Genomic DNA, 25,863 nt, shown 5'->3' with positions numbered 1-25,863 from the left:
ATGCACATAAAATATAAAACTATTTAACTCGTACTTGTGAAAGCAGTGTTTCTACTTCTTCAAGGGTTGCGAGGTTTTCAGAGTAAGCGGAGGCAGAGCCACTGGAGATACCCCAATAGAGCGCCTCTTGTAAGTCACCCGTCTTTTCATAGCCCGTAATAAAGCCGGCTACCATGGAGTCGCCAGCACCCACGGAATTCACGAGAGTTCCTTTAGGGGCAGGACTTGTATATACAGTGCCGTCAGTAGCGACCAAGATAGCTCCATCACCAGCCATAGAGATAAGCACATGTTGTGCACCTTTCTCTTGCAATGCTTTGGCAGCTTCTACAAGGTCATCCTTTGTAGCGAGAGTGCGACCAAAGATTTCGCTAAGCTCGTGATTATTTGGCTTAATTAAAAATGGTTTATAAGGCAAGACTTTTGTGAGTAGATCTTTTGTAGCATCTACTATGATGCGGATACTTTTATGTTGTAAGCGCTCCATAATGAGTTCGTACATATCGCTTGGTAGGCTAGAAGGAATGCTGCCAGCAAGGATTAAGGTGTCCTTTTCGGTCAACGCATCAAGCTGTTTGTATAGAGCTTCTAATTCGTCGGTACTGATGATTGGGCCGCGGCCATTAATCTCTGTTTCCTCATTAGAGGCTTTTACCTTAACATTGATGCGGGTTAATCCTTCGCGAAGCCGGATGAAATCTTCTTTCACGCCGAATTTCTTGAGTTGTGTTACGATTTCTTCGCCAGTAAACCCTGCGATGAAGCCGAGTGCTGTCGTATCCATGCCAAGATTGTTGAGCACGATAGATACGTTGATACCTTTGCCGCCACCGAGAACGTATTCTTGGATGGTGCGATTAATAGTACCCGTCTTGAGGTGATCAAGGCGCACGATATAATCGAGAGCTGGATTAAAGGTAATAGTGTAAATCATACAATTTCCCCTTTTGAGATAATACTAATTAGCGTATGATCGGTTGATCTTGCTTCCGTAATCGTAACCAATAGATGAGTGGTACTAGATATAGGAAGAAGGCAAATGGTACATAACCTGCTGAACTTGTACCCATCATGACAACAGGCACGTAGGCAGCGATATTCCACGGTTGCAATGGAGCGATGAGAATACCGCTATTTTCAAAGTCTAGCATTACATCTTCGTCTTGAATACCTCGCTGTGCGTAGGTAATGCGCATAATAGAGTGCGTCATAACTACCGCAATAGCTTGGCTGCATCCAACCGCACCTGTTAAGAAGGCAAGACCTACATTGGCAGCAAATACATCGCTCCGTGTTTTAGCTCGCTCTAATAGTTGTCGTATATCGTTCCAGAAGCCAACCCCTTCGAGCATGCCTGAAATAGCAGTAGCCATAAAAATTGATAGGGTAGGGATAAACATCGTTTGTAGACCGCCGCCATGAATGATATTAGCTAGTGGATTATAGTGCGGTAGTTCAAAGCCTGTTAAAGTATACCATCCCAACTCTGAGAGGCTCGCATCCTGATTGGTATAGGCTAGAATGGCCGCCGCTAATGCACTTAGTCCGATAGGCCAACGGATAGATACTTTCAAAGGCAATAGACCAATGACGATGATGACTGGAATCCATAATGTCCAATCGATGTTGAAAATAAAGTGAATTGTATCGGATAGTAAACTATTTTCGTAATTGAGTGGGTACCACTGAGATAGTAATAGATACAACACTGTAGAGATGATGAGTGCTGGAATACCATCTTTAAACATAATGGGAATATTCGTCGATACCTTTGTATGGGTTAAGGTTGCTACGAGAGACGCACTAGATGATAGTGGTCCGTTTCGATCACCAAAGTAAGCACCTGCAATAATAGCACCGGCCACAATATTTTCTGGAATATTACCAGCTCTTGCCATGGTGATGAGTACGATGCCTATCGTTCCTACAGTGCCTAGTGCAGTACCTAACAACATACTCACTATAGCTGTTATTAAAAAGGCACAGACGATAAAGATAGACGGATCAATCAAATCGATACCTGTGGCGATGATCATAGGGATAACGCCTGCTGCTTGCCACATGGCGATGAGCCAACCGATAAGAAGGAAGATTTGCATCACCACGATGGACGTTTTAGCACCTGTCCACGATAGGTTTAATAGTTCCTTTGGTTGATATCCTTTGCGATAAAATACAAAGGCCATGATGCACCATACGACAATCAAGGCGTAACCAATGGCGATGCTATTGGCTACAGCAATGAGGATGACGAGAATGGATGTAAGTAGTCCTAAGAGGGGCTCTATATTCCGTGGCATGAGTGAGCGACCTTGTTGGTATCTTAGGAACGCATTTAATATAAGTTGTAACCACTTCATCTTAGTCGATAGGAAGTTCTGTTTCGAAGACTTCCTCAGCAGGGCCTGTCATGAGCACCGTGCCATCCTCCAAGTATGAAATATGCAATGTACCTAAATAGAGTTCCACATCTACTTCGCGGTCTGTTAATCCCTTTTCAAAGGACATAACGGCAGAGGCACAAGAGCCTGTTCCACAAGCTAAGGTAGCACCAGCGCCGCGCTCCCAAGTGCGCACCTTGATGTGTTTGTCGTTTACCACTTCAATGTAGTTTACATTTGTGTTAGCAGAGAAGGCATCGTGCTTTTCAAGGATTGGGCCTTGTGTTGTAACAGGAGCCTTTGTAATGTCATCGATGAATACCTCCGTATGAGGTACGCCGAGCAATACGGAGCTTACCGTTACGGTCTCACCGTTTACATCTAGGTCTACGTCGATAACCTTATCCATGTTTACATTCATAGGAATGTCTTGGGCATTGAAGAATGGTTTGCCCATGTCTACAGTAACTTGTGTGACTATTCCGTTTTCGATAGTCAAGGTAGGCTTCATTACGCCTGCCAAGGTTTCGATGGTGAAAGTCTCTTTCGTAGTTTCACCGTGTTCATAAGCGTATTTGGCAAAGCACCGAATCGCATTACCGCACATTTCTGCTTCACTACCATCGGAGTTGATGATACGCATGCGCACATCACAAGTTTCGGAAGGTACTAGGATGGCAAGACCATCGGCACCAATACCCGTACGACGATCGCAAAGGCGGATGGCGAGGTCTGTGTAGTCTTTAGAAGTCCCTTGTGTGTCGGCAAATAGGATGAAATCATTACCGAGACCATGCATTTTTGTTAATTTCATAAAGTCTCCTATCAATAAGTAAGACTTTCACCATGAAGCCCGTGAAAGTCTCATATGTATATTATTATATATTCTATATTATAATATTATATCATAAATAGGCCTTAAGCATGGCATGGAATCGTATAAATTTATAGCAAAATAAAGGGAAAATAAGGAAAGCTTACAGCGTTTATTAAGAGTTATAATAAAATAAAAAATGCCCCATGTGGAACGGTTATTTAAGGGAATATAGGGATTTGGATTACTTTATTGTTTAACCGAGAAATGATAAAATAAAAAGTAATGTAGCTAATCGTAATAGAAAGAGGAACACATATGCGAATTCAAGGGATTTCTGGATCTCGTGGCGTTGCAGTAGGCAATGTATATAGATATATTCAAGAGGAAATTGTCATTCCTGATTACACTGTAGCGGAAGACAAGGTAGAAGAAGAAATTAGTAAGTTTGCAACTGCTATGGCATCTACCTTAAAACAATTGGATACTATTCGTAAAAAAGCGTTGGATGAAATGGGACCAGAAGAGGCGGCTATTTTTGAAGCGCACATGCAAATCGCTCAAGACCCATCCTTGTCTGACGGAATTAAATCCCTTGTTGAGTCTAGCCATATGAACGTGGTAGCGGCCACGTCTCAAACAATTGAAAGCTTTGCCAATATCTTCCTTGGTATGGAAGATGCCTACATGCGTGAACGAGGTGCAGATATTAAGGATATCGGCGATCGTTTGATGCGCAATATATTAGGTATGAATCCTCGCGGTTTATCACATATTTCTGGCGAAGTTATCTTGGTGGCTCATGATTTGGCACCATCTGATACGGCTTCTCTCGATAAAAATGTGGTAAAAGGCATCGTCACTGCGGCGGGTGGTCCTACATCTCATGCGGCTATCATGGCTCGTACACTCGAAATCCCCGCTGTTATGGGAGTCGGCGATATTGAAAGTTTCGCTGATGGCGACAAAGCAGTCGTTCTTGGTACCGATGGTATCGTAGAAATCAATCCATCTGATGCGGATTGGACGGAGTATACAAATCAAGCGTTGGCGTTCCAAGAGGAATTAAAACGGTTGCGCGAATCTGCTAATCTTGAAGCTACCACCACTGATGGTCACCATGTAGAATTATTCGGTAACATCGGCAAGGCAAAGGATGCTAAATATGCGCTCACTATGGGGGCACAAGGTATTGGTTTGTACCGCACAGAATTCCTTTACATGGAAAACGACGAACTGCCTACAGAAGATGTACAATTTGAAGAATATAAAAAGGTAGCCCAAGAGATGAAGGGGCAACCGGTTATCATCCGTACCATGGATATCGGTGGCGACAAGGAATTAAAATGCCTTGATTTGCCAAGTGAAATGAACCCATTCCTCGGTTATCGTGCCATTCGCATTTCTTTAAATCGTCCAGATATCTTTAAGGTACAATTGCGTGCCTTGTTACGAGCTAGTGCGTTTGGTGACATTCACATTATGTATCCTATGATTGCTTCCGTTGAGGAAGTGAAACAAGCGAATGATATGCTTAGTGAATGTAAGACGGAGCTGGCGGCTGAAGGAAAGGATTTTAACAAGGATATCAAGGTTGGCATCATGATCGAAGTACCGGCGGCAGCTGTTATATCTCCAATCCTTGCTAAATATGTAGACTTCTTTAGTATCGGTACGAATGATCTTTGCCAATACACATTGGCAGTTGACCGTATGAACGAAGCAATCGGTAGCTTGTATCAACCATTGCATCCAGGCGTGTTACGTCTTATTAAGCACGTCATTGACGCTAGTCATGAGCAAGGTAAATTTACAGGTATGTGTGGTGAGCTTGCTAGTGATCCTGTGGCGACCATGATTCTATTAGGTCTTGGCCTCGACGAATTCTCCATGACTGCTTCTTCGATTCCTCTTATTAAAAATATCTTGCGTTCTGTTTCCAAAGCAGAATGTGAAGAGGTGGCAAATAAAGCACTTACTATGGATACAGCAGAAGAAATTACAGAATACGCTAAATCTGTATTAGCTGAAAAAGGTTTACTATAATCCAGTTTTGCCTTAATTGCCTTAAATAGAATCATTATATAGCAAATAAGATGTAATATACTTGAATTGAAATACTTGATATTGATACAATATATCTATTAGAACGTATGAGATAGGCACCACCTATCGAGATAGAAAGAGGTTATCATGAAAGAATTAACAGTAGAAATTACTAACGAATCTGGTTTACATGCTCGTCCTGCTACAGCCTTCACACAATTGGCTGCTAAGTTCACTTCCAAAGTGACTATTGCTGCCAATGGCAAAACAGCGGATGCTAAGTCTATCTTAACTGTATTGACTTTGGGGGCTACAAAAGGTACATCCGTTACATTGACTGCTGACGGAGCTGACGAAGATGATGCACTCGCTGCATTGAGCGAATTCTTAACAACTAACCACGATTAATATTGGGGTAATAAAAAGGACCCTACATTTTGAACTGCATCTCCCAAAATTATGTCTAATTTTTGGGTGCAATTCATTTGTAGAGTCCTTTTTTATTTACCCATATTTGCAAAGCGTTCTACAGCTTTTGTAAAGTCGCTAATGGTTTTTTCTACGTCACCATGTTCGATACCATCTCGTACGCAGTGGTTGATATGTCCTTCAAGAATTACTTGTCCTACTTTATGTAGTGCAGACTTAGCTGCATTAATTTGGCTCAACACATCTTCGCAGGGAATGTCTTCTTCAATCATTCGATCAATAGCTTGCACTTGACCTAAGATTTTACGCAATCGACGATGCAGATTTTCTGAATCCATACACTGTTTCATTTTACTCCTCCATAGGCATGTTTTTATCATCTCATACATTATACTCTATTTAAAGTTTTTAATACAACTTAATAAGTATAACTAATATGCATTAATCGGTATATACAGATGTATATATAGATATATTTTTTTCCGTACTATTGTAAGATATATTAAAATTATTTGTAGTATGAGCAGTGGTAAAAAACAAGTGCACTACATATCTTCTTCTTGATTGATGTGATACAATACATTTGATACACTTTATAATTGTATATGTATATAAGGTATTGTAGAGATGGCTAGATTATAACTAAATCCATAGGTGTTTATACTACAGACCTTTAAGAGATAGGTGAAAGAAATGAAAGTATTTCGCTACCTTCGAAATTTAGTGGTATTCGTGTTGGTTATGATCTTGGCCATGTTTATATATGATGGATACCATAGCTTTCAAGGGACAAATCGTGAGAGTAAAGCTCATACAATTGTTGAAAAACAAATAGAACAAAGTGAAGACACGCTTAGTCGTACGGATCGGATTATACGACTATTTACATTTAGAGATAAAGTACAGATAGCTCTTAATCAACGTGTTTCAAAAGAGCATTGGGTGAAAGGGGATGTTATTCCTGAGTATACAAAAAATGCACTAATTGCTATTGAAGATAAGCGGTATTATAAACATGGAGCTATTGATGTACTCGGTATTATTCGCGCCTTGTACACGAATGCCATAGCAGGTGAAACGCTAGAAGGCGGTAGTACTATTACGCAACAACTCGTAAAAAATCTGTTCCTTTCCTCGAAACGCATCATGAGTCGTAAGGTGGAAGAGGCCATCCTCGCTAGTGAAATGGAACATTACTACTCTAAGGAAGAAATCCTTACCATGTACTTGAATACCGTATATTATGGTCATAATTATTACGGTATCTATGAAGCTGCTCATGGCTACTTTGGAACGAGTCCTAGCCGATTAACATTGGGGCAAAGCGCTATGCTTGCAGCATTACCCAATGCACCGTCCTATTTAGATCCTTATACGAACTATGAAGGCGCAAAGGCTCGACAAAAGCTGGTGCTCGAACAAATGGTAGACCAAGGCATGATTACACAAGCCGAGGCAGACTATGCGTACGAACAAGAGCTGGAACTCGTTGAAGAATAATTAAATTACTATTTTAGAATCTCTGTTGGCTGATTAATAATTGGCTAATAGAGATTTTTTTGATACATTTGTGTTATTAAGATGATTTTTTAGAGAGAATTTGGAGCATAAGGAGCGTAGATATTGGATAATGTTGTATTAAAGCGCTATGAAAAGGGTAACTTTTCTTCTATCTATATAGGTGCAAAACCTATTATTAAGTTTGCCATGCTTAGGCTGGAGAATTTTATATTCTATTATTTAAGAGGCCCTGGAGGAGTAGATTATAAGTCTGAATTACTTGATGTAGATTCCTATGCTCGTGAAATCTTTTACATCGAACAAGCTGATGCTAATAAAATTGAAAACTGGATAGTTTATTATGATGATGAACATGATTGTATGGCTGTAAGACATTGCTTTTGGGATAAAGCCTTGGATAGAGAGTTAATAATGGCTGATGAATCGTTGCGAGCTACTGTTAGAGAAGAATATATTGTTGATACAATTCCACATATTTGTAATCAGACCATTGTCAGTGTAAATGTAATGGCGAAACATAATATTCTAAATGCTATAAATGCTTTTGATACAGCAATATCTAAGATGAATATATTGGAGTTATTTAGAAATGTAGATTACTCTACAGGTAATTATAAAATTTCTAGATCTTATGATTTAGACGTTCGCATTGAAGCTATTATTAATGAAGAACAAAATGAGCTTTACTCGATTATAGGTGAAATAAAGTCTTTTATCATTGAGACTTTAAAAGAACCCCTTGATACAACTGATGATTATAAGATAGCTTTAGATTACCAATTTTCGCCTATTGATCTAATTTAAGACCACATATTTTAAAGTGGAAATTAAAACTATATAAATAATGATTTGCTTGAACCAATAAATGATTTACAGGTATTAATAATTAGTAACACAAAAAGAGCTATAACATATGTTAGTTTAAAATTTTGTAGTTTTATTACTCTCGAATAGTTACGTTCCGAAAAGTATTATTTAATTGTATAAAAATAATACTTGCATTTATAATTATACAGGTGTATACTATTTTTTGTCAGAAGGAGAAAATGCCTGTTGGTGATAGAAGATACCACGGTGCTTTCACAATTATCTGATACTGTATTGATTATATGAGTCTAAATAGATAGTGGTTTATGAGGTGTTATCATGGGTAAAGCAAATAAAGTAGTACTCGCATATTCTGGTGGTTTAGATACTTCTGTTATCATTCCTTGGTTGAAAGAAAATTATGGCGCTGAAGTCATTGCTGTGTGTGTAGATTTGGGCCAACCTGAAGATTATGATGCAGTTGAGAAAAAAGCGATCAAATCTGGCGCATCTAAAGCGTACATCGTTGACGCTAAGGAAGAGTTTGTAAAAGATTATGTATGGCCTACTGTAAAAGCTGGTGCAATCTATGAAGGTAAATATTTATTAGGTACATCCTTCGCGAGACCTTTAATTGGTAAAATTCTTGTAGATATTGCCAAAAAAGAAGGCGCTGATGCAATCGCTCATGGTGCGACTGGTAAAGGTAATGACCAAGTTCGTTTTGAGTTGACTATCAAAGCATTAGCTCCTAACATGAAAATCATCGCTCCTTGGAGAGAATGGGATTTGAAATCTAGAACAGATTGCATGGAATATGCTGCTAAACACGATATTCCAGTTGTAGCTACAAAATCTCATCCATATTCTATGGACCAAAACGTATGGCATTTGTCCCATGAAGGCGGCGATCTTGAAAATCCAGCAAATGCACCTAAAGATGATGTGTACTTGGTAACACATACACCTGAACAAGCTCCAGATGAAGCTGGTTATGTAACTGTCTCCTTCAAAGAAGGTGTACCTGTAGCTGTAGATGGTCAAGAAGGTACTCCATTACAAATATTAGAAAAACTCAACGAAATCGGTGCACACTATGGTGTAGGCGTTGTAGATATCGTCGAAAATAGATTGGTAGGCATGAAATCCCGTGGCGTTTATGAAAACCCAGGTGGCTCTATCATCATGTATGCTCATAGAGAACTTGAATACCTATGCCTCGACAGAGCTACATACCACTACAAAGAACTCATTGCTAACAAATACGCTGAACTCGTATATGATGGCATGTGGTTCGCACCATTGATGAACGCGTTACAAGCGTTTGTTGACGAAACTCAAAAAACTGTAACAGGTGAAGTAAAACTTAAATTGTACAAAGGAAATATCATTTCTGCAGGTAGTACTTCTCCATATTCCTTGTACAGCGAAGATTTCGTAACATTCGAAGAAGATGATGTATACGATCAATCTGATGCAGAAGGTTTCATCAACTTGTTCGGTTTACCTCTCAAAATTAATGCATTGATGAAAGAGAAAGCAGGTAAATAATGGCTAAATTGTGGGGCGGGCGTTTCACAAAAGGCACTGATAAAGCGGTAGAGGATTTTACATCCTCTATCGCTTTTGATGCGCGGATGTACGCCGAAGATATTGCAGGCAGCAAGGCTCATGCGACTATGCTGGCAAAACAACATATTATCTCCGACGCAGATCGAGATGCTATTTTAGCAGGTTTAACGAAGATTAAAGATCAGATTGATAAAGGAGAGTTCCCGTTCTCCGTGGCTCTTGAAGATATTCATATGAATATTGAAAAACGCCTTACTGATGATATCGGTGAAGCTGGTGGTCGTTTGCATACAGGCCGCAGCCGTAATGACCAATGTGCAGTAGACTTGCACATGTACGTGCGTAAAGCTGTTGTGGAAATGGGTGAACTCATCGTAGATATGCAGAAGGCTCTCATCGAAACAGCTGAAAAGTATAGTGATGTTATCATGCCTGGCTATACGCATTTACAACGGGCTCAACCTGTATTGTTTGGGCATCATATGATGGCCTATTTCTCTATGTTGGAACGTGATTTTGATCGTTTGTTGATGGTATTCAAACATGCTGACATCATGCCACTTGGGGCCGGCGCATTAGCTGGTTCTACATACGGCATTGATCAAACATATACGCAAAAGCTTTTGGGCTTTTCTCGTATTTACGAAAATAGTATGGACGCCGTATCTGACCGTGACTACGTAGTTGAATTCTTGTCCTTTGCATCTCTAGTAATGATGCATTTGAGTCGTCTTAGCGAAGAGTTGATCTTGTGGTCTACCAATGAGTTCAATTTTATTGAACTTGATGATGCTCACTGCACGGGCTCTAGTATTATGCCGCAAAAGAAAAATCCTGACGTTTGCGAGCTGGTTCGTGGTAAAACAGGCCGTACCTATGGTCATTTGTTAGGCCTTTTAACAACTTTGAAAGGCTTGCCTCTTACATACAACAAGGATATGCAAGAGGATAAAGAAGGTATCTTCGATGCTATTGATACAGTACACTTCGCATTGTCCATTAATGCGGCTATGATTCGTGGTATGAAGGTCAATGGGGCTCATATGAAAGCAGTCTTGGATGACGACTTCTCCAATGCTACAGATATGGCGGATTATCTTGCGAAGAAAGGTGTTCCATTCCGTGAAGCCCATGAAATCGTAGGTAATGCGGTGCATCATTGCATCGAAAAAGGTTGTGTACTCCTTGATCTATCCGTAGAGGACTTCAAAGCTATTTCCAACCATTTTGATGCAGATATTCTTGACGCTATCTCCATCGAAGCTTGTGTTGCAGGTCGTAATAACTATTCTGGTACGGCTCCAGAATGTGTGGAACGACAACGTAATAATGGTAAAATCATTATCGCTGCTGAGGAAAAGCAAATTGCTGAATGGAAAGAAATCGTTGAATCTGTAGAAGAGTAGAGCTTAGTGCGGAATAAGTAGTAGATAAAAATAAAGAATAGTTATCAATAAAATCTGGAAAAATAAGATCGATATACATATAAGGATTTCATTAAGGGTCTAATATTGCCCATTATACTTATATGTATATCGATTTTTTATTTAAAAGCTAGACGATACCTATAAAGCCCAAAATTCTAATTGATAATCCACTATTAAAATGATGTATTTACATGTACATATATAGTGGACTGTGAGAGAATAATAGTCTTGTACTAGGACACTATAACCGTGATAGATAGGAAAAATTACATCTATACACAGAATAAAATGGGGTAAAAATATACTTTGCTACGATTAAAATGAGTTCTGTTCGATTTTGATGATAAATTACCTATGATTTATTCAATTCGTGTAATATGCCTTGTCCGCCAATAAAGTACTTTTATTTTGGTTTCATAGGTGTTATTATTTAACTCGTAATAAGAATAAAAACGGTAAATTCACATTCAAGCCCATCACAGCACGAACTGAATTTACTTAGCGGTATATATATTTTAAGTGAATTATGGACGAGAAAAAATTCACCTTAGTGAAAGGGGATTGATACATGAAAACCACCGCTAAAAAAATGTCTGTATTCCAGCTAACCACAATGGTAGCAGCCAATATGCTAGGAGCTGGGATCATTATGTTACCAACTAATTTGGCTCAAGTTGGTACTATTTCAGTTTTATCTTGGCTCGTGACAGCTGTGGGTGCGCTTTTACTAGCGTATATTTTTGCTCAAGCGGGTATGTTCTCCCAAAAACAAGGGGGCATGGGCGGTTATGCAGAACATCGCTTCGGTAAAACTGGACATTTTATGGCGAGCTATGCTTACAGCATATCTCTCATCATTGCTAATATCGCCATCGCGGTATCTGCCGTAGGTTATGGCGCAGCTTTCTTTGGTGTTGACCTCAATGCGACACAAACAAGTCAAGTAACAATTGTGCTCTTGTGGTTTGCAGCGATTCTAAACTTCAGAGGGAATCGTTTCACAGGTCGACTCAGCAATATGACTATTTGGGGCTCTATTGTTCCGGTTTTATTAATCGGTACAATCGGCTGGTATTGGTTTGATCCATCTATCTATTGGGCGGCATGGAACCCAAATGATCTTCCGCTTTATGATGCGGTAAAACAATCTATTTCCCTAACTTTATGGGGATTCCTAGGATTTGAGTCCGCAGCGGCTAATGCTGATGCTGTTGAGAATCCAAAGAAAAACGTACCTATCGCAACTGTGGCGGGTACATTAGCAGTGGCAGTGGTTTATATCTTGTCCACAAACGTTATGGCAGGTATTGTGCCTAACGTTGATTTATTAAATTCTAACGCACCATTCGGTTTGACATTCGTATACATGTTCAATGATACAATTGCAAACATCGTTATGGCTGCTATGGTTATTTCTTGCTTTGGCGCTTTGCTTTGCTGGCAATTCACATTGTCTCGCGTCTTCAAAAGTGCAGCAGAACATGGTTACTTCCCTAAAATATTCGCTCGTGTAAATAGCAAAGATGCTCCTGTTCGTGGTGTATTGATTTTACTCGCTGTTGAAACATTACTTACTTTATTCACTGCAAGCGAATCCTTGCGTGAGCAGTTTGAAATCCTAGTAAACTTAGCGGTTGTAACTAACGTAGTACCGTATGTATTGTGCATCTTGGCAGTACCTACAATGATGCGTATGGCTGGCGTAGCTGAAAGTCGTATTAAACGCTCTAATTACTTGTTCGGTATAGGCGTTCTTTACTGCCTATATGCAATCTACGCATGTGGCTTTGATGCTATGGTAGGTAGCGCAGTGGCAGTAAGCATAGGCTTGGTGATCTATGTTTTGCGTAAAGCGTGGGATACACGCAGAGCACACCGCTTACAACAAAGTATTGATTAACTGAATACATCTCGTCTTATTAGAGGCTATTACTTGGTAATAGCCTCTTTTTTATCATAATCATGCATTAGACTTATAATTAATGCGAGCTAGATATGAAAAAATATAAAGAGTATTATTATTAATCAAATTTTTGCTGTGTATAAAAAGATTTTATAATAAAGTTTTTACATTGCTTTATTATTATTAAAATTAATATATATACCGTCATATACAGTAAATATAATAAAAAATTATTTATATAAGTTAATTTATATAATTTTATGCAGGATTGTGAATTTAATCATTAATCAATATTTTTTATCAGTATAAAAATTATATTGAAAATATGCGAAATACATATACCCATAAGGGGTATATGTATTGTAAATAGAGTGTTAATATAGTATATTTATAATCGATAAAAATGAATGAACTAGTGAGTGTCGGTATTTACCGAGCGTAAAAGAGGAAAATGGGTGAAAAACCCATACTATGCAAATAGCTGTAATGAGGAGCAAGGTTTCATTATAGGGTCACTGGGAAACTGGGAAGGCCGAAATGTTGCGATGAATCAGAGTCAGAAAGCCTGCTCTAAAGGCATGGTATGCATATGCTGTGCTTAATTTGGGTTAGTCGGGCAACTAACCTTTTTTCGTTCCCTAGCCTTTAAGCTTCATCGCTATATAAAAAGCTAGTACCATTAGTTTGTCATTTGAATTGTTGTTAGTGTTTAGAGAGTTTAGGAGGCGCCTATGGGCAAACGCTTTGTCAAACAATTGGGGCAATTTATTGTTACCTTGTTTGGCATCACATTTTTGACATTTTGTCTCACCTATTTAGCACCAGGTGACCCAGTAACGATGTTACTTGAAACGGCAGATACTATCGTATCTCAGGAGCTTATCGATGAAACTCGAGCTCAGCTTGGGTTAGATAAACCATTTGTAGTACAGTATGCAAACTGGGTCGTCAATGCCGCACAAGGTGATTTAGGGATGAGTTATTCTGCTAAAAAACCAGTAGTAGATCGTATGTTGGAGGCTTTACCAGGTACATTAATGTTAGCGGGTACGGCTTTAGTATTTACGCTGCTCTATGCATTGCCTGCAGGTATTATAAGCGCCTTAAATCGTAACAAATGGGTTGATTATGTGTTGAGATTTCTATCCTTCGTAGGCGTATCTATGCCTACGTTCTGGTTAGGTCTTGTACTGATTTACATCTTCGGTCTTAAATTGGGCCTTGTACCGATTGCATCCTCTCGAGTGACTGCGTCTGGTGTTATTTTGCCCGCTATTACTTTGGCAGTTGTTGTTGGGTCTAAATACATGCGTCAAGTGCGGCTAGTTATCCTTGAGGAAATGCAAAAGGATTATGTTATTGGCGCTCGTGCTCGCGGTGTTAGTGAGATAAAAATTTTATTCGGTCATATTTTACCTAATGCGGTGTTACCACTCATCACTATTCTTGGTGTTGTTATTGGTTGGTTACTAGGTGGTGTGGCAGTCGTAGAAATGGTATTCTCTTGGCCGGGACTTGGGAATATGGCAATTTATGCTATTACTATGCGCGATTATCCATTGATTGAAGGTTTTGTGTTGTGGGTTGCTTTAGCATATATGTGTATTAACGCATTGGTTGATGCATCATATATCTTATTAGACCCTAGATTGAAAAGGGAGAGAGCATAATGGCAGAATTTATTCAAAAACATAAATTGTTCTCTTTCTATAGTGGGTTGATGATTATCATTGTTCTCATCGCTATCTTTGCACCCTGGCTTGCACCGGGTGATGCTTTCACCTCAAATATAAGTCAGGCATTGCAAGCACCAAGCAGCCAACATTGGTTTGGTACAGATAAATTAGGACGTGATGTATTATCTCGTATCATTTATGGTACTCAATTATCCTTGTTCATGGGCGTATCCATCGTCGTTATCATGGTGAGCATTGGTACTATCATCGGTGCTATAGCAGGCTATTTTGGCGGTAAAGTTGAAATGGTTCTTATGCGTTTAGCAGACATCATGTTATCATTCCCTGGTATCGTATTGGCTATTGCTATTGCTGGTATTCTAGGTGGTAGCATTGTAAATACGATTTTAGCCTTATCTGTTGTAGGTTGGGCAAAATATGCTCGTCTAGTACGTTCTATGACATTAAAAGTACGTGGTGAAGAATATGTAACGGCTGCGGTTATGATGGGGGCATCTACAGCAACTATCTTAAGACGGCATATTATTCCTAATATTATGCCTCTTGTTGTTACTACAGGTGCACTTGATATTGGGGCTATCATGATTGAGGTAGCAGGACTTTCTTTCCTTGGTTTCGGTGCACAGCCACCAACACCTGAATGGGGCCTTATGCTTAATGAAGGCCGCCAGTACTTGCAAACGAGTCCATGGCTTATGGCATTCCCTGGTATGTCGATTTTAATTGTAGTATCTATTTTTAATCTTTGGTCTGACTCCTTACGAGATGTAGTGGATCCTAAAAATCAAGGATAAAATTGTTTTTATCTTCATAAATTTGAACTTTCATCTAGTGAAAGTTTCATTATGAATGGTAGGAAATTATGTTTTTTCCATCACAACTATTTTAGATAGTGATGATGTTAAATGTTTTTATGTTTTGCATGTAGTTGTAAAAGGAGATTTTAAATGAAAAAATCTTGGAAAAAGGCTCTTTTAGCAGGTCTTAGCATTGTAATGATGGGTTCCTTCATCGCAGGGTGTGGGTCTGATAATAATGGTGCTGCTAACAAAGATGTATTAAAAGTAGGCGTTACTAACTTCGCATCCACATTAGAACCTACAGAAAACTTCTTCGCATGGGTTGTAATGCGTTATGGCGTAGGTGAAACATTGGCTAAATTTGACGAGCAAATGAAACCTCAACCATGGATTGCGTCTAAATGGGAGGTATCTCCAGACCATAAAACATGGACTTTCACAATCAATGATAAGGTGAAATTCTCCAATGGTAAAAAAGTTGATGCAGCAGCTGTAAAGGCATCTATTGAACGTGCTTTTGCAAAGTCTAATCGTGCGAAAACATTCTTCGAATATGACTCTATGGAAGCTAATGGTCAACAATTAGTTATTCATACAACAAAAGAATATCCTAATATGCCTGGTCTTTTAGCGGATCCATTGTTCCTAATCGTTGACGTCCAAGCTGAAAAAGATGGCCGTAACTTTGCGAAGGAAGGCCCTATCGGTACAGGCCCATATGTAGTTAAATCCTTTACTAAAGAACGTGCTGAAATGGTTGCGAACGAAAACTACTGGGATGGTACAGTACCTTTTAAAACTGTAGAAATTCCTTCTATTGACGACCCTAATACGCGTGCTTTGAGCTTACAATCTGGTGACGTAGATATGGCTGTTAACATCGGCCCTGGTGAAATTGGTTTGTTCCAAGGCAATGACAAATTCAAAGTAGATGAAATTGCATCTCTTCGTGTAGTATTGGCACGTATTAATCAAAAAGGTATTCTTGGGGACGATAAAGTACGCGCTGCTGTAATCTCTGCAACAGATCGTAAAAACTATGCTGATGTATTGTTAAAAGGTACATTCATTCCTGGTTCCGCTCCAATTCCACCATCCATGGACTATGGTTTCAAAGACTTGAAAGATCCAAATACATATAATCCTGAACGCGCTAAACAATTGTTAGCAGAAGATGGCTGGAAAGATACAGATGGCGATGGCATCCTTGATAAAGATGGCAAACCATTAACATTCAACTTCGTAGTATATAATTCTCGTGCAGAATTACCACTTTATGCAGAAGCTGTTCAAGCAGACCTCAAAAAAGTTGGTATCGACATGAAAATCAAAACAGTTGACTATAACTTGATCGATAAAATGGGTCAAGAAGGCGACTATGATATGCTTATCTCCAACATTGTAACTGCTAATACAGGTGACCCAATCTGGTTCTTGGCTAACTACTGGCATACAAATAACAATGGTTCTAACCCTCAAAATGGTTCTGGTTACTCCAATCCACAAGTTGACCAATTGTTAGATGCAGCTGAAACTGAATTCGACCCAGCAAAACGTCGTGACTATGCAATCCAAATTCAACAATTGTTGATGAATGATGGCGCTGCATTATTCTTAGGTTATCCTAAAACTAATATCGTTACTGGTTCTTACTTGAAAGGTGCTGTAATGTACCCAAGTGATTACTACTGGATTACTAGCAAAATTACAAAATAATGAGGAGCTATAATGGCAGAAAACATACTAACTGTAGAAAACCTTAACATAGCGTACCAAGGTGTGCCTGCTGTTATGGATGTGAACTTTACCTTGGAACGCGGTAAGGTATTAACCATCGTAGGCGAGTCCGGATCCGGTAAAACTACTGTGATCCGGGCCCTCATGGGCTTATTACCTGTAGGTGGCGAGGTTACAGACGGTACAATGATCTTTAACGGTCACGACCTTCGTACTCTATCCAAGTCAGAATGGAGAGCCATACGTGGTAAAGATATGGCGATGATCTTCCAAGATAGTGGTAGTGCATTAGATCCAATTGTTCGTATTGGTAAACAATTTAGAGAATTGTTTAGGTCTCATATTGAAATCACTAATGATGAATGTGATCGTCGCGCAATTGAGTTGTTAGAGTCTGTATCACTTCCTAACTGTGCGGATATGCTTCGCCGTTATCCTCATGAGTTGTCTGGTGGTCAACGTCAACGTGTAGGTATTGCTATGGCGTTAGCCTTAGATCCAGCATTACTCATTGGTGACGAACCGACATCTGCACTAGACGTAACAACACAATCTCAAGTGGTTATGCAAATGCTTGAACTAGCCAAAGAGCATAATTCTGCAATCGTTATGGTAACGCATAATCTTGGTGTAGCAGCGTATATGTCTGACTATATTATTGTTATGAAAAAAGGCCGCGTTGTAGATGCTGGTACACCACAAGATATTTTGGAAAATCCATCTAATGAATATACGAAACAATTAAAAGATGCTGTACCAACATTGGGAGGAGGTCGTTACATTGACTAATTATGCAGTAGAAATTAAGAATGTATATAAACGATTCCCACTTCCTACTGGTGGTGAGCTCGAAGCATGTAAGGATATTAATATAACTCTCGAAAAAGGTCAGTCCCTTGGTATTGTAGGTGAATCTGGCTCTGGGAAAACAACATTGGTTCGTATGATCATGAAGATGCTTCCTATTACGGAAGGCGAGATTTATGTAGATGGTGTAGAGATTCAACATATGAACTCTGAACAAACGAAAGAATATCGTAAAAAGATTCAAATGGTATTTCAAGATCCATCTGCAGCTTTTAATCCACGTATGAAGGTCAAAGATATCATCCTTGAGCCACTCTATAATTTTGGTCTTCTTGAAAAGGGAAAGGAAGAGCAAATCGCAGGTGACTATTTGGAAATGGTAGATTTACCACGTGAGTTTATGCATCGTTATCCTCATGAAATGTCTGGTGGTCAACGCCAACGTGTTGCCATTGCTCGTGCTATCGTTTTAGAGCCTGAAATCCTCGTATTAGACGAGGCTACTAGTGCTCTAGATGTATCCGTACAAGACTCCATTGCGTACCTTTTGGCGCGTTTACAAAAAAAGAAAAATTTAACATACCTATTTATTGCTCATGATATTGCCTTTATTCGTACGATGTGCCACAAGGTGGTCGTAATGTACAAAGGTGCTATCGTTGAAGAACTAGATGCTTTCCACTTGGCGGATGCAAAACATCCATATACAAAGGTTTTATTGAGCTCCATCTTTGAAATTGGTCAAGATCATAAGCCACTTACCTTGGATGAGGCTGCATTAGAAGCTTAGAGAGCTTGTTTTAAAACTTTTAAAAGTATAGCTTTGAAACGTAGAGGCTTAGAGCGGATAGGTAAACTTAAAATAGCAGTTAGTTTCAAGACTAACTGCTATTTTTTTATGTATAGTTAAGATATGAAATTTTTTAATAGATATATTGAAATGTTTCTCAAATTATACATTGTGTTAACACCTAATCTATAGTATAGTTGACTGTATGAAATATACCCCTATGGGTATAATAAGATATGCTCATATGAAGTGATGTACATAGATTCTCTCTATATTAACTATTGTAAAAGCAGGTTATATTTACTAGATTATGTTAATACAAAACATAGTGAGTATCTGAGCATAAATAGATAGTTAATGTGTGTAGAAAGGTTAGGTGTATAAATGAAAGGATTACGCAAGGCTTTACTAATAGGTATGACCCTTGGTATGACTATGCTCGGGACTGTTGGCTGTATGAATCAAGACTCTTCTTCATCTAATGATGTATTAAAGGTAGGGGCTATTAACTTTGCTGGCACATTAGAACCAACAGAAAATTATTTTAGTTGGGCTGTTGTACGCTTTGGTGTAGGTGAAACGCTTATCAAGTTTGATGATCAAATGAAGGCAACCCCGTGGCTTGCTACCTCTTGGAAACAAGGTGATGATAAATTGACGTGGACTTTCACTATCAATGATAAAGTCAAATTTTCAAATGGTAATAAATTGACAGCTGAGGCGGTAAAAGCATCTTTAGAACGGACCTTTGCTAAGAGTAAACGAGCAAAAACGTTCTTTAACTATACGGAAATTACTGCTAACGGTCAGGAGTTGACCATCAAGACTGACAAGGAATATTATAACTTGCCTAACTTGTTAGGCGATCCATTGTTCTTGATTATGGACGTGACAGCAGAAGCGAATGGTCGTGATATTGCAAAGGAAGGTCCTATTGGTACTGGTCCATATGTAGTATCTTCTTTCACAAAAGAGCGTGCCGAACTAAAACGTAACGATAATTACTGGGACGGTAAGGCTGGCTTTGCTAAGGTTGAAATCCCATCTATTAATGATGCAAATACGCGTGCTATGGCATTACAATCTGGTGATGTAGATATGGCTATTAGTATTGGACCTGGCGAATATAGTATCTTCCAAAATGATAAGAACTTCACTATCTACGAAATGGCTTCCTTGCGTGATGTATTTGTTCGTATGAGTCAAAAGGGGAAACTACAAAATCCAAATCTACGTGCAGCCCTCATTGCAGCGGCTGACCGCGAGTCTTATGCGAAAAATCTCATGAAGGATACGTTTGTAGCTGGTGCGGCTCCATTGCCACCATCTATCGATTATGGTTTTAACCAATTACGGGATCCTAATAAATATAATGTAGAGCGAGCCAAAGAATTACTTAAACGGGAAGGTTATGAAGATACGAATGGTGATGGCATTGTCGATAAAGATGGTGAAAATCTAGTACTTGATTTTTATGCCTATACAACTCGTCCTGAGTTGCCATTATATGCGGAAGCATTGCAAGCGGACTATAAGAAAATCGGTGTAGATTTACGAATTAAAATCGTAGATTATGCTGTCATCGACACATTAGCTCAATCTGGTGATTATGATATGATTATATCTAGTATTGTAACCGCTAATACTGGTCAACCAGTATGGTTCTTGAAACAATATTGGGGGACAGGCGTTGAAACTAATGGCTCTGGCTTCTCCAATCCTCGTTTCGATGAATTGTTGGCTCTTGGTGAAAGCAGTAACGATCCAGTGGTGCGTCGTAATGCGGTTATCAATGCTCAACAACTGATGTTAGATAACGCTGTAGCATTATTCCTTGGATACCCTAAAATCAATATTGTAGGTAATAAACATATTGATGGTATTAAGATAACACCGTCTGAATATTACATCATCACAAAAGATTTGAAAAAGAAATAAAGTTTGATGCTTACATAAAAATAAAAGGACTAGCTTACACGGGCTAGTCCTTTGTGTTATCTAACTATTATTTTTTCTCTATTACGTCTAAGTCCGCCATATTAACTGCATTGGCCTTACTAATCATTTTATTATACTTGGTAAATAATTGCGTATAAGCTTCGCCATATGACGAGTTGATAATGATGTAGTTGCGTGCCTCTGCCACAAATTCTTTTACTGAGTCTTGATACTCTCTTACTGCATTTTGTACTTCTGGTGTAGTACCAGGTTGTAATTTATTGAGGCGTTGTGTAATTTGTTGTAAGTTTGATTCTACCTTTTGGGTGTCTGTATTCCCATCTGGATCAATAAGGTCAATAGTTTGTGCGGTTATGAGATTTATCTCTATAAAGTTAACCGCATTTTCCCGTTTTTCTCCCTGATACTCAGTCATGCGCTCGTTATAAAGCTCATTATTACGGTTATCTAAAGCTAAATCTAATGCATTATATGTAGCATAGAACTGTTCAGCTAACGGTACATATTGAGCGGCTAGCTCATCGCTGCCTTTATAATTATCCTTTTCGTAACGACGTTCCACATAGTAAGATTGCAACTGATCTGCAATAGGAATAATTTGATCAAGCACTACGAGGACATCATTTGTCGCTTGGTTTACATCTTCGTAGGGCGTTGAACTATCTTGTTTTGCTACCTCTAATGCAGCTTTAAGTTCCTTATATTTAGGTAAGGTAATCGTCGTATTATGAGAACCATTGCGCAACTCTTCAAGCGTTGGTTGTAATTGGCTAGCATAGGCTACACTGTACGAGTTATATGCATCTAATGCAATAATATAAGGTCGTATGGCGTTGATTTTATCGTCAACGGTTGATCGATATAAAATTGTCGTTGTATTGGATGATAAGAGTGTATACACCCCATAGATCCCACCACCGATAATAGCAGCACCAAGCACAATGGCTGCTATTAACTTGATGTACCCCTTTTTCAACTGCGCACGCTCCTTGAAAACACACTAACTCTTTTGGATCCATTTGGACAGATTAATGCCCTAAGAGTAATTATTTACATTATATCACAACTTTACGTGGCAAAAAAGACGTATAGATACGATAATTATAAGGAAAAGATGAAAATGTTAGATTTGGACATGTATTTATATTTATAATTAGCGATTAAACGATAAATTAGGCTATAAACTGATTCAATAAATATACTTTTGAAAGTAACATTATATATTCTCTAGACGTTGCAGCTACGGCTGGTATAATAGCAAGTATAGTATTCATTATATGGGGAGTTCGTTATGTCAGAATCGAATCAGTTAATCAATTTTGCTACATCTTCGGAACTTATTGCTAATGGGGAAGGGCGTAATGTATTATCTGCTATTGAAGATGGATTACGCAATTGTGATGAGTTTTTAATATCCGTAGCATTTAATTGTATATCCCGTTGTAGTCGTATATAATAATATTAAAAGATTTGTATTTTTCGATATAATCAAAGAAAGGAGTACAACATGTCAAATTTTATCACTCCTAAAGAATTATTAGCTTGTCTCGATGGGGTCATCATTTTAGATGCTAGAGGATATCAAGATTATAAAAAAGGCCATATTAAGGGGGCTTATGCGGTAGATTTAGATAAGGATTTGACTGGTCCTTTAGGTGAGCATGGTGGTCGTCACCCATTGCCAGATATGGAACAGTTGGCTCATACCTTTGAGTCTTATGGCATCACTCGTAATTCAAAGGTTGTAGTATATGATTCTTGGCTATTCTTAGCGGGCCGACTTTGGTGGACGCTACGTTACATGGGTTTAACAGATGTACGCGTTTTGTCTGGTGGTATTGAACGTTGGGTTCGAGAGGGCCATCTCCTAACTAAAGAGCCGACCCCGTTACCTGCTGAACCATCTATCTTTAACTACGAGTTGCAAACGGATATGGTTATGAGTCGCGATGAGGTGCTCAAGGCTAGTGAAAGCGGAGATCATATTATCATTGATGCTCGTGCGCCATTTCGCTATGATGGATCTCAAGTAGATACGATGGATGGCATGACAGGACATATCCCTGGGGCTGTTAATCACTTTTATGAAAGCGGTTATACTGTAGATGGTCCTAAGTCTTTGAAAGACTTAGAGGCTGAGTATTACAACGAAATTTATCAAAATCGACCAGTTGTAACGTACTGTGGCTCTGGTGTGACTGCCTGCAATGCGTTGTTAACCATGAGCGAAGTAGGCCTTGAATCTGCTTTATATGTTGGTAGTTCTAGTGACTGGGTAACGTATGAAGGTTTTCCTCTTAGCACAGGTGTAGAAACATTAAACTAACATAGGAGGACGAATGAATTTATTAAAACAATTATTAACAGTCGTTGCCTTTGGTTATTTGTGTTATCACATCTATACCTTCGGACCAGGTATGTTTAATGTAACTGTATTAGTAATCCTTGTCTTGTCGGCGGTGGCTAACTATTTTCGTGAGAAACGTGAAAGCGATCTTAAAGCAAATGAAAATGCCCGCAAGGCTCGTGCAGAAGCAAGACATGCTAAGAAACATAAAAAGCAGTAGTATTGCTAACATATAATCCTTAGATTAGCTTACATTAAGCAAAAACTTGACGTATATTTTATGTGAAAGAGACTTTCACCAATTTAAATACGGTGAATATTATTAGATTGATGCGACGTATTGTAAAGGAGTAAGAATTGAAATTAATTTCTTGGAATGTAAACGGTCTACGCGCCGCTGTAACAAAGGGATTTATGGAATCCTTTAACGAATTAGATGCTGATATTTTCTGCCTGCAAGAAACAAAATTGCAACCTGATCAAATTTCTTTGGAATTGCCAGGGTATGAGCAATATTGGAATAGTGCAGTTAAGAAGGGCTATAGTGGTACGGCTGTATTCACGCGTATCAAGCCATTGTCCGTAACTAATGGCATCGGTATTGAAGAACACGATCAAGAGGGCCGTGTTATTACTGCTGAATATGATAATTTCTATTTAGTATGCTGCTACACACCGAATAGCCAACGAGAATTAGCACGCCTTGACTATCGTATGACTTGGGAAGATGCGTTCCGTAATTATCTACTTGAATTAGATAAGAAAAAGCCTGTAATTCTATGTGGCGATCTCAATGTAGCCCATCAAGAAATCGACCTTAAAAATCCTAAGACAAATCGTAAAAATGCAGGCTTCTCCGATGAAGAACGTGCTAAAATGACTGAGCTCTTAGGTGCAGGCTTTACTGATACATTTCGCCATCTCTATCCAGATGCGATTGAAGAATACAGCTGGTGGTCCTACATGGGGAAAGCTCGTGAACGAAATACAGGATGGAGAATTGACTATTTCATCACATCTAAACGTCTTGACGATAAAATCCAAGAAGCTAAGATTCACCAACAAATCTTTGGCTCTGATCACTGTCCAGTAGAATTGGTTATTGATCTATAAAATTTCAGCGAATGTAAATGCACAGCCTCATCTACGGATGAGGCTGTTGTAATAGCGTTAGGACTTTTACTATCGAAATATATATATTGTTGAAATATATATTTATGTTTGTATTCTTTATTGTTCGAGATATTTTGAAAACTGTTATTCAGAATAAGGAGATAATATGGCTCAAAAACAAAAAGCTGTCGTTCTATTTAGCGGAGGTGTAGATAGTACTACGTGTTTAGCCCTTGCTATTGAACGATTTGGTAAAGATAATGTGGTACCCTTATCGATTCAATATGGTCAAAAACATAGTAAGGAATTAGAGGCTGCTATAGCTATTTTAGAGTACTACGGCATGGAAGGTAAAACGATGGATGTTGCTAAGCTATTTGCCTTTAGTAACTGCTCCTTATTAGTACAATCTAGTGAAGATATTCCACAAGGTTCCTACAAAGAACAACAAGATATAGAAGGCAAAGGGATAGTAAGCACCTATGTACCGTTTAGAAATGGTCTATTCCTATCCGCCGCAGCATCTTTGGCGCTATCTCTAGACTGCGGTTATATCTATTACGGTGCTCACAGTGATGATGCGGCGGGTAATGCATACCCTGACTGTACAGAACAATTCTACAAATCTATGGGCGACGCCATCTTTGAAGGATCCGGTAAAGAATGCTCCTTAGAAGCACCATTCATTACTTCCAACAAAGCTGACATCGTAAAAGAAGGCCTACGCCTCGGCGTACCATACCACCTCACTTGGTCCTGCTACGAAGGCGGAGACAAACCATGCGGACACTGCGGCACCTGTATCGACAGAGCAAAAGCCTTCCACGCAAACGGAGTTGAAGACCCAGCACTATAATTCCCATAAACTGGCTTAGACAAGTAGTCGCCTTTTAGGCGGCTACTTTGGCAGGTCAAGGCCCTAGGCCGATGACCGGTTCGCCAGTGGAGCGATGAGGAAAGGTATCTGCCACCACCCCCACCTTACAATCTTGATACTAATCGTAGATGATCCTACAAGTCCGCCTTAATCCCAATTAATTGCGAAAATATTAGATATATGATATATTAGTACTGCCTAAAGGCGACAACTAAATAAGACAGTTTGAAACCATCCTGTCTCTAAACAAAACTACGGAAATTCATAAGCATTGTAAGCATGGTAGTTTTGCCATGCTTTTTTATTTTGAGGAGGTGAGTGTTATGATTTCTACACGCAAATTGACTATTTCTGCCATGGTTGTGGCATTGTACATCGTTGTACTGTATGTAACGCAAAGCGTTTCCTTCGGGGCTTATCAAATTCGTATAGCAACATCATTATATGCACTTGCTTATGCCTTTCCGTTCTTGGTAATTCCCATGGGGATTGGCAACCTCATTTCTAACTTCCTTTTCGGTGGTCTTGGCATCCTCGATATGATAGGGGGCTTTGGTGTCGGTGTAGTAACGACAGGCATCATCGTAGGGATGCGCAAGCTTGGCCTCAGCACTTGGTGGGCAATGCTTCCAATCGTATTTGTGCCAGCACTATGTGTACCAATGTGGCTCAGTCCATTACTTGGTCTACCGTACTGGCCATTAGTGTTGAACCTCATCGTGGGTCAAACTATTCCAGCGATTCTTGGTTCTGTATTGGTGAAAGTTTTGATCAGTCGTCCTAGCATGGCTGCATTATTAGGTGCTTTCAAATAAAACTAAAGAGAGGGCGTTAAT

Annotated in this window: 24 protein-coding genes and 1 riboswitch; of the genes, 19 read left to right on the top strand and 5 right to left on the bottom strand. The window is 39.1% G+C overall.

The annotated features are described in order from the left end of the window. Nucleotides 1-19: 19 nt before the first annotated feature. The 3 genes from pfkB to dapF all read right to left on the bottom strand — a co-directional run bounded on the left by pfkB (nt 20) and on the right by dapF (nt 3,195). Nucleotides 20-934, bottom strand: coding sequence for a 1-phosphofructokinase (gene pfkB, locus ACGHIY_RS08260; RefSeq protein WP_287501267.1), 915 nt, complete (start codon nt 932-934; stop codon nt 20-22). 28 nt (nt 935-962) lie between these two features. Next, entirely contained in the window at nt 963-2,300 is a 1,338-nt protein-coding gene (locus ACGHIY_RS08255) for a Na+/H+ antiporter NhaC family protein (RefSeq protein WP_390525470.1), read from the bottom strand. 61 nt (nt 2,301-2,361) lie between these two features. After that, nucleotides 2,362-3,195 (bottom strand): diaminopimelate epimerase, encoded by an 834-nt coding sequence (dapF, locus tag ACGHIY_RS08250; protein ID WP_390525469.1) that lies wholly within the window; start codon nt 3,193-3,195, stop codon nt 2,362-2,364. Between the two features lie 318 nt (nt 3,196-3,513). On the opposite strand from dapF, the gene ptsP reads away from it, so the two are divergent. After that, nucleotides 3,514-5,241, top strand: coding sequence for a phosphoenolpyruvate--protein phosphotransferase (gene ptsP / locus ACGHIY_RS08245; RefSeq protein WP_390525468.1), 1,728 nt, complete (start codon nt 3,514-3,516; stop codon nt 5,239-5,241). 147 nt (nt 5,242-5,388) lie between these two features. Beyond that, entirely contained in the window at nt 5,389-5,649 is a 261-nt protein-coding gene (locus ACGHIY_RS08240; RefSeq protein ID WP_205112708.1) for an HPr family phosphocarrier protein, read from the top strand. A 92-nt stretch (nt 5,650-5,741) separates the two neighbouring features. Here ACGHIY_RS08240 and ACGHIY_RS08235 read toward each other — a convergent pair whose 3' ends face one another. Further along, the gene (locus tag ACGHIY_RS08235; RefSeq protein WP_004697521.1) at nt 5,742-6,020 is read right to left on the bottom strand and encodes a metal-sensing transcriptional repressor; all 279 of its coding nucleotides are present in this window, start codon (nt 6,018-6,020) and stop codon (nt 5,742-5,744) included. Between the two features lie 343 nt (nt 6,021-6,363). Here ACGHIY_RS08235 and ACGHIY_RS08230 point away from each other — a divergent pair, with 343 nt between their 5' ends. From ACGHIY_RS08230 to ACGHIY_RS08180, 11 genes are all read left to right on the top strand, one after another. Further along, entirely contained in the window at nt 6,364-7,170 is an 807-nt protein-coding gene (locus ACGHIY_RS08230; protein ID WP_390525467.1) for a transglycosylase domain-containing protein, read from the top strand. A gap of 123 nt (nt 7,171-7,293) precedes the next feature. After that, nucleotides 7,294-7,995: a hypothetical protein gene (locus ACGHIY_RS08225; RefSeq protein ID WP_390525466.1), complete on the top strand. Its 702-nt coding sequence runs from the start codon at nt 7,294-7,296 to the stop codon at nt 7,993-7,995. Nucleotides 7,996-8,337: 342 nt separating this feature from the next. Further along, nucleotides 8,338-9,549: an argininosuccinate synthase gene (locus tag ACGHIY_RS08220; protein ID WP_004697508.1), complete on the top strand. Its 1,212-nt coding sequence runs from the start codon at nt 8,338-8,340 to the stop codon at nt 9,547-9,549. Continuing rightward, entirely contained in the window at nt 9,549-10,976 is a 1,428-nt protein-coding gene (argH, locus tag ACGHIY_RS08215; RefSeq protein ID WP_390525465.1) for an argininosuccinate lyase, read from the top strand. The genes ACGHIY_RS08220 and argH overlap by 1 nt, the downstream gene beginning before the upstream one ends. A gap of 589 nt (nt 10,977-11,565) precedes the next feature. After that, nucleotides 11,566-12,897: a putrescine-ornithine antiporter gene (gene potE / locus ACGHIY_RS08210; RefSeq protein ID WP_004697529.1), complete on the top strand. Its 1,332-nt coding sequence runs from the start codon at nt 11,566-11,568 to the stop codon at nt 12,895-12,897. Nucleotides 12,898-13,300: 403 nt separating this feature from the next. Beyond that, a riboswitch (cobalamin riboswitch) is annotated at nt 13,301-13,488 on the top strand. Nucleotides 13,489-13,631: 143 nt separating this feature from the next. Further along, nucleotides 13,632-14,570 (top strand): nickel ABC transporter permease, encoded by a 939-nt coding sequence (nikB, locus tag ACGHIY_RS08205; protein ID WP_004697516.1) that lies wholly within the window; start codon nt 13,632-13,634, stop codon nt 14,568-14,570. Then, nucleotides 14,570-15,391: a nickel transporter permease gene (gene nikC / locus ACGHIY_RS08200; RefSeq protein WP_390525464.1), complete on the top strand. Its 822-nt coding sequence runs from the start codon at nt 14,570-14,572 to the stop codon at nt 15,389-15,391. Before nikB ends, nikC begins: the two co-directional genes overlap by 1 nt. A 153-nt stretch (nt 15,392-15,544) precedes the next feature. After that, nucleotides 15,545-17,113, top strand: coding sequence for an ABC transporter substrate-binding protein (locus tag ACGHIY_RS08195; RefSeq protein WP_128114506.1), 1,569 nt, complete (start codon nt 15,545-15,547; stop codon nt 17,111-17,113). 12 nt (nt 17,114-17,125) lie between these two features. Further along, nucleotides 17,126-17,923: an ABC transporter ATP-binding protein gene (locus tag ACGHIY_RS08190; protein WP_270278928.1), complete on the top strand. Its 798-nt coding sequence runs from the start codon at nt 17,126-17,128 to the stop codon at nt 17,921-17,923. After that, complete coding sequence (locus ACGHIY_RS08185; protein WP_024061594.1) at nt 17,916-18,731, top strand: ABC transporter ATP-binding protein; 816 nt, start codon at nt 17,916-17,918, stop codon at nt 18,729-18,731. Before ACGHIY_RS08190 ends, ACGHIY_RS08185 begins: the two co-directional genes overlap by 8 nt. A 384-nt stretch (nt 18,732-19,115) precedes the next feature. Further along, nucleotides 19,116-20,669: an ABC transporter substrate-binding protein gene (locus ACGHIY_RS08180; protein WP_390525463.1), complete on the top strand. Its 1,554-nt coding sequence runs from the start codon at nt 19,116-19,118 to the stop codon at nt 20,667-20,669. Between the two features lie 67 nt (nt 20,670-20,736). Here ACGHIY_RS08180 and ACGHIY_RS08175 read toward each other — a convergent pair whose 3' ends face one another. Further along, nucleotides 20,737-21,666 (bottom strand): DUF3829 domain-containing protein, encoded by a 930-nt coding sequence (locus ACGHIY_RS08175; RefSeq protein ID WP_270278926.1) that lies wholly within the window; start codon nt 21,664-21,666, stop codon nt 20,737-20,739. A gap of 315 nt (nt 21,667-21,981) precedes the next feature. Between ACGHIY_RS08175 and ACGHIY_RS08170 the strand changes: the two genes are divergently transcribed. The 6 genes from ACGHIY_RS08170 (at nt 21,982) to ACGHIY_RS08145 (ending at nt 25,842) form a co-directional block, all read left to right on the top strand. Continuing rightward, a complete protein-coding gene (locus ACGHIY_RS08170) occupies nt 21,982-22,146 on the top strand; it encodes a hypothetical protein (RefSeq protein ID WP_270278925.1) in 165 nt (54 codons plus the stop codon). 51 nt (nt 22,147-22,197) lie between these two features. Further along, nucleotides 22,198-23,016, top strand: a complete 819-nt coding sequence (locus ACGHIY_RS08165; protein ID WP_270278924.1) for a sulfurtransferase — start codon at nt 22,198-22,200, stop codon at nt 23,014-23,016. Nucleotides 23,017-23,029: 13 nt separating this feature from the next. After that, nucleotides 23,030-23,257 carry a hypothetical protein gene (locus ACGHIY_RS08160; protein WP_008602417.1) on the top strand — a complete coding sequence of 76 codons (228 nt, stop codon included), beginning with the start codon at nt 23,030-23,032 and terminating at the stop codon, nt 23,255-23,257. A 137-nt stretch (nt 23,258-23,394) separates the two neighbouring features. Then, nucleotides 23,395-24,150, top strand: a complete 756-nt coding sequence (locus tag ACGHIY_RS08155) for an exodeoxyribonuclease III (protein ID WP_128114504.1) — start codon at nt 23,395-23,397, stop codon at nt 24,148-24,150. A 166-nt stretch (nt 24,151-24,316) separates the two neighbouring features. Further along, the gene (queC, locus tag ACGHIY_RS08150) at nt 24,317-25,006 is read left to right on the top strand and encodes a 7-cyano-7-deazaguanine synthase QueC (RefSeq protein ID WP_316063898.1); all 690 of its coding nucleotides are present in this window, start codon (nt 24,317-24,319) and stop codon (nt 25,004-25,006) included. 344 nt (nt 25,007-25,350) lie between these two features. Beyond that, nucleotides 25,351-25,842 (top strand): QueT transporter family protein, encoded by a 492-nt coding sequence (locus ACGHIY_RS08145; RefSeq protein ID WP_390525462.1) that lies wholly within the window; start codon nt 25,351-25,353, stop codon nt 25,840-25,842. Nucleotides 25,843-25,863: the final 21 nt, after the last annotated feature.

Origin of the sequence: Veillonella parvula (assembly GCF_042850485.1) — a bacterium.
Lineage (GTDB): Bacteria > Bacillota > Negativicutes > Veillonellales > Veillonellaceae > Veillonella > Veillonella parvula_Q.
This window is presented reverse-complemented; position numbering and strand designations above follow the sequence as displayed.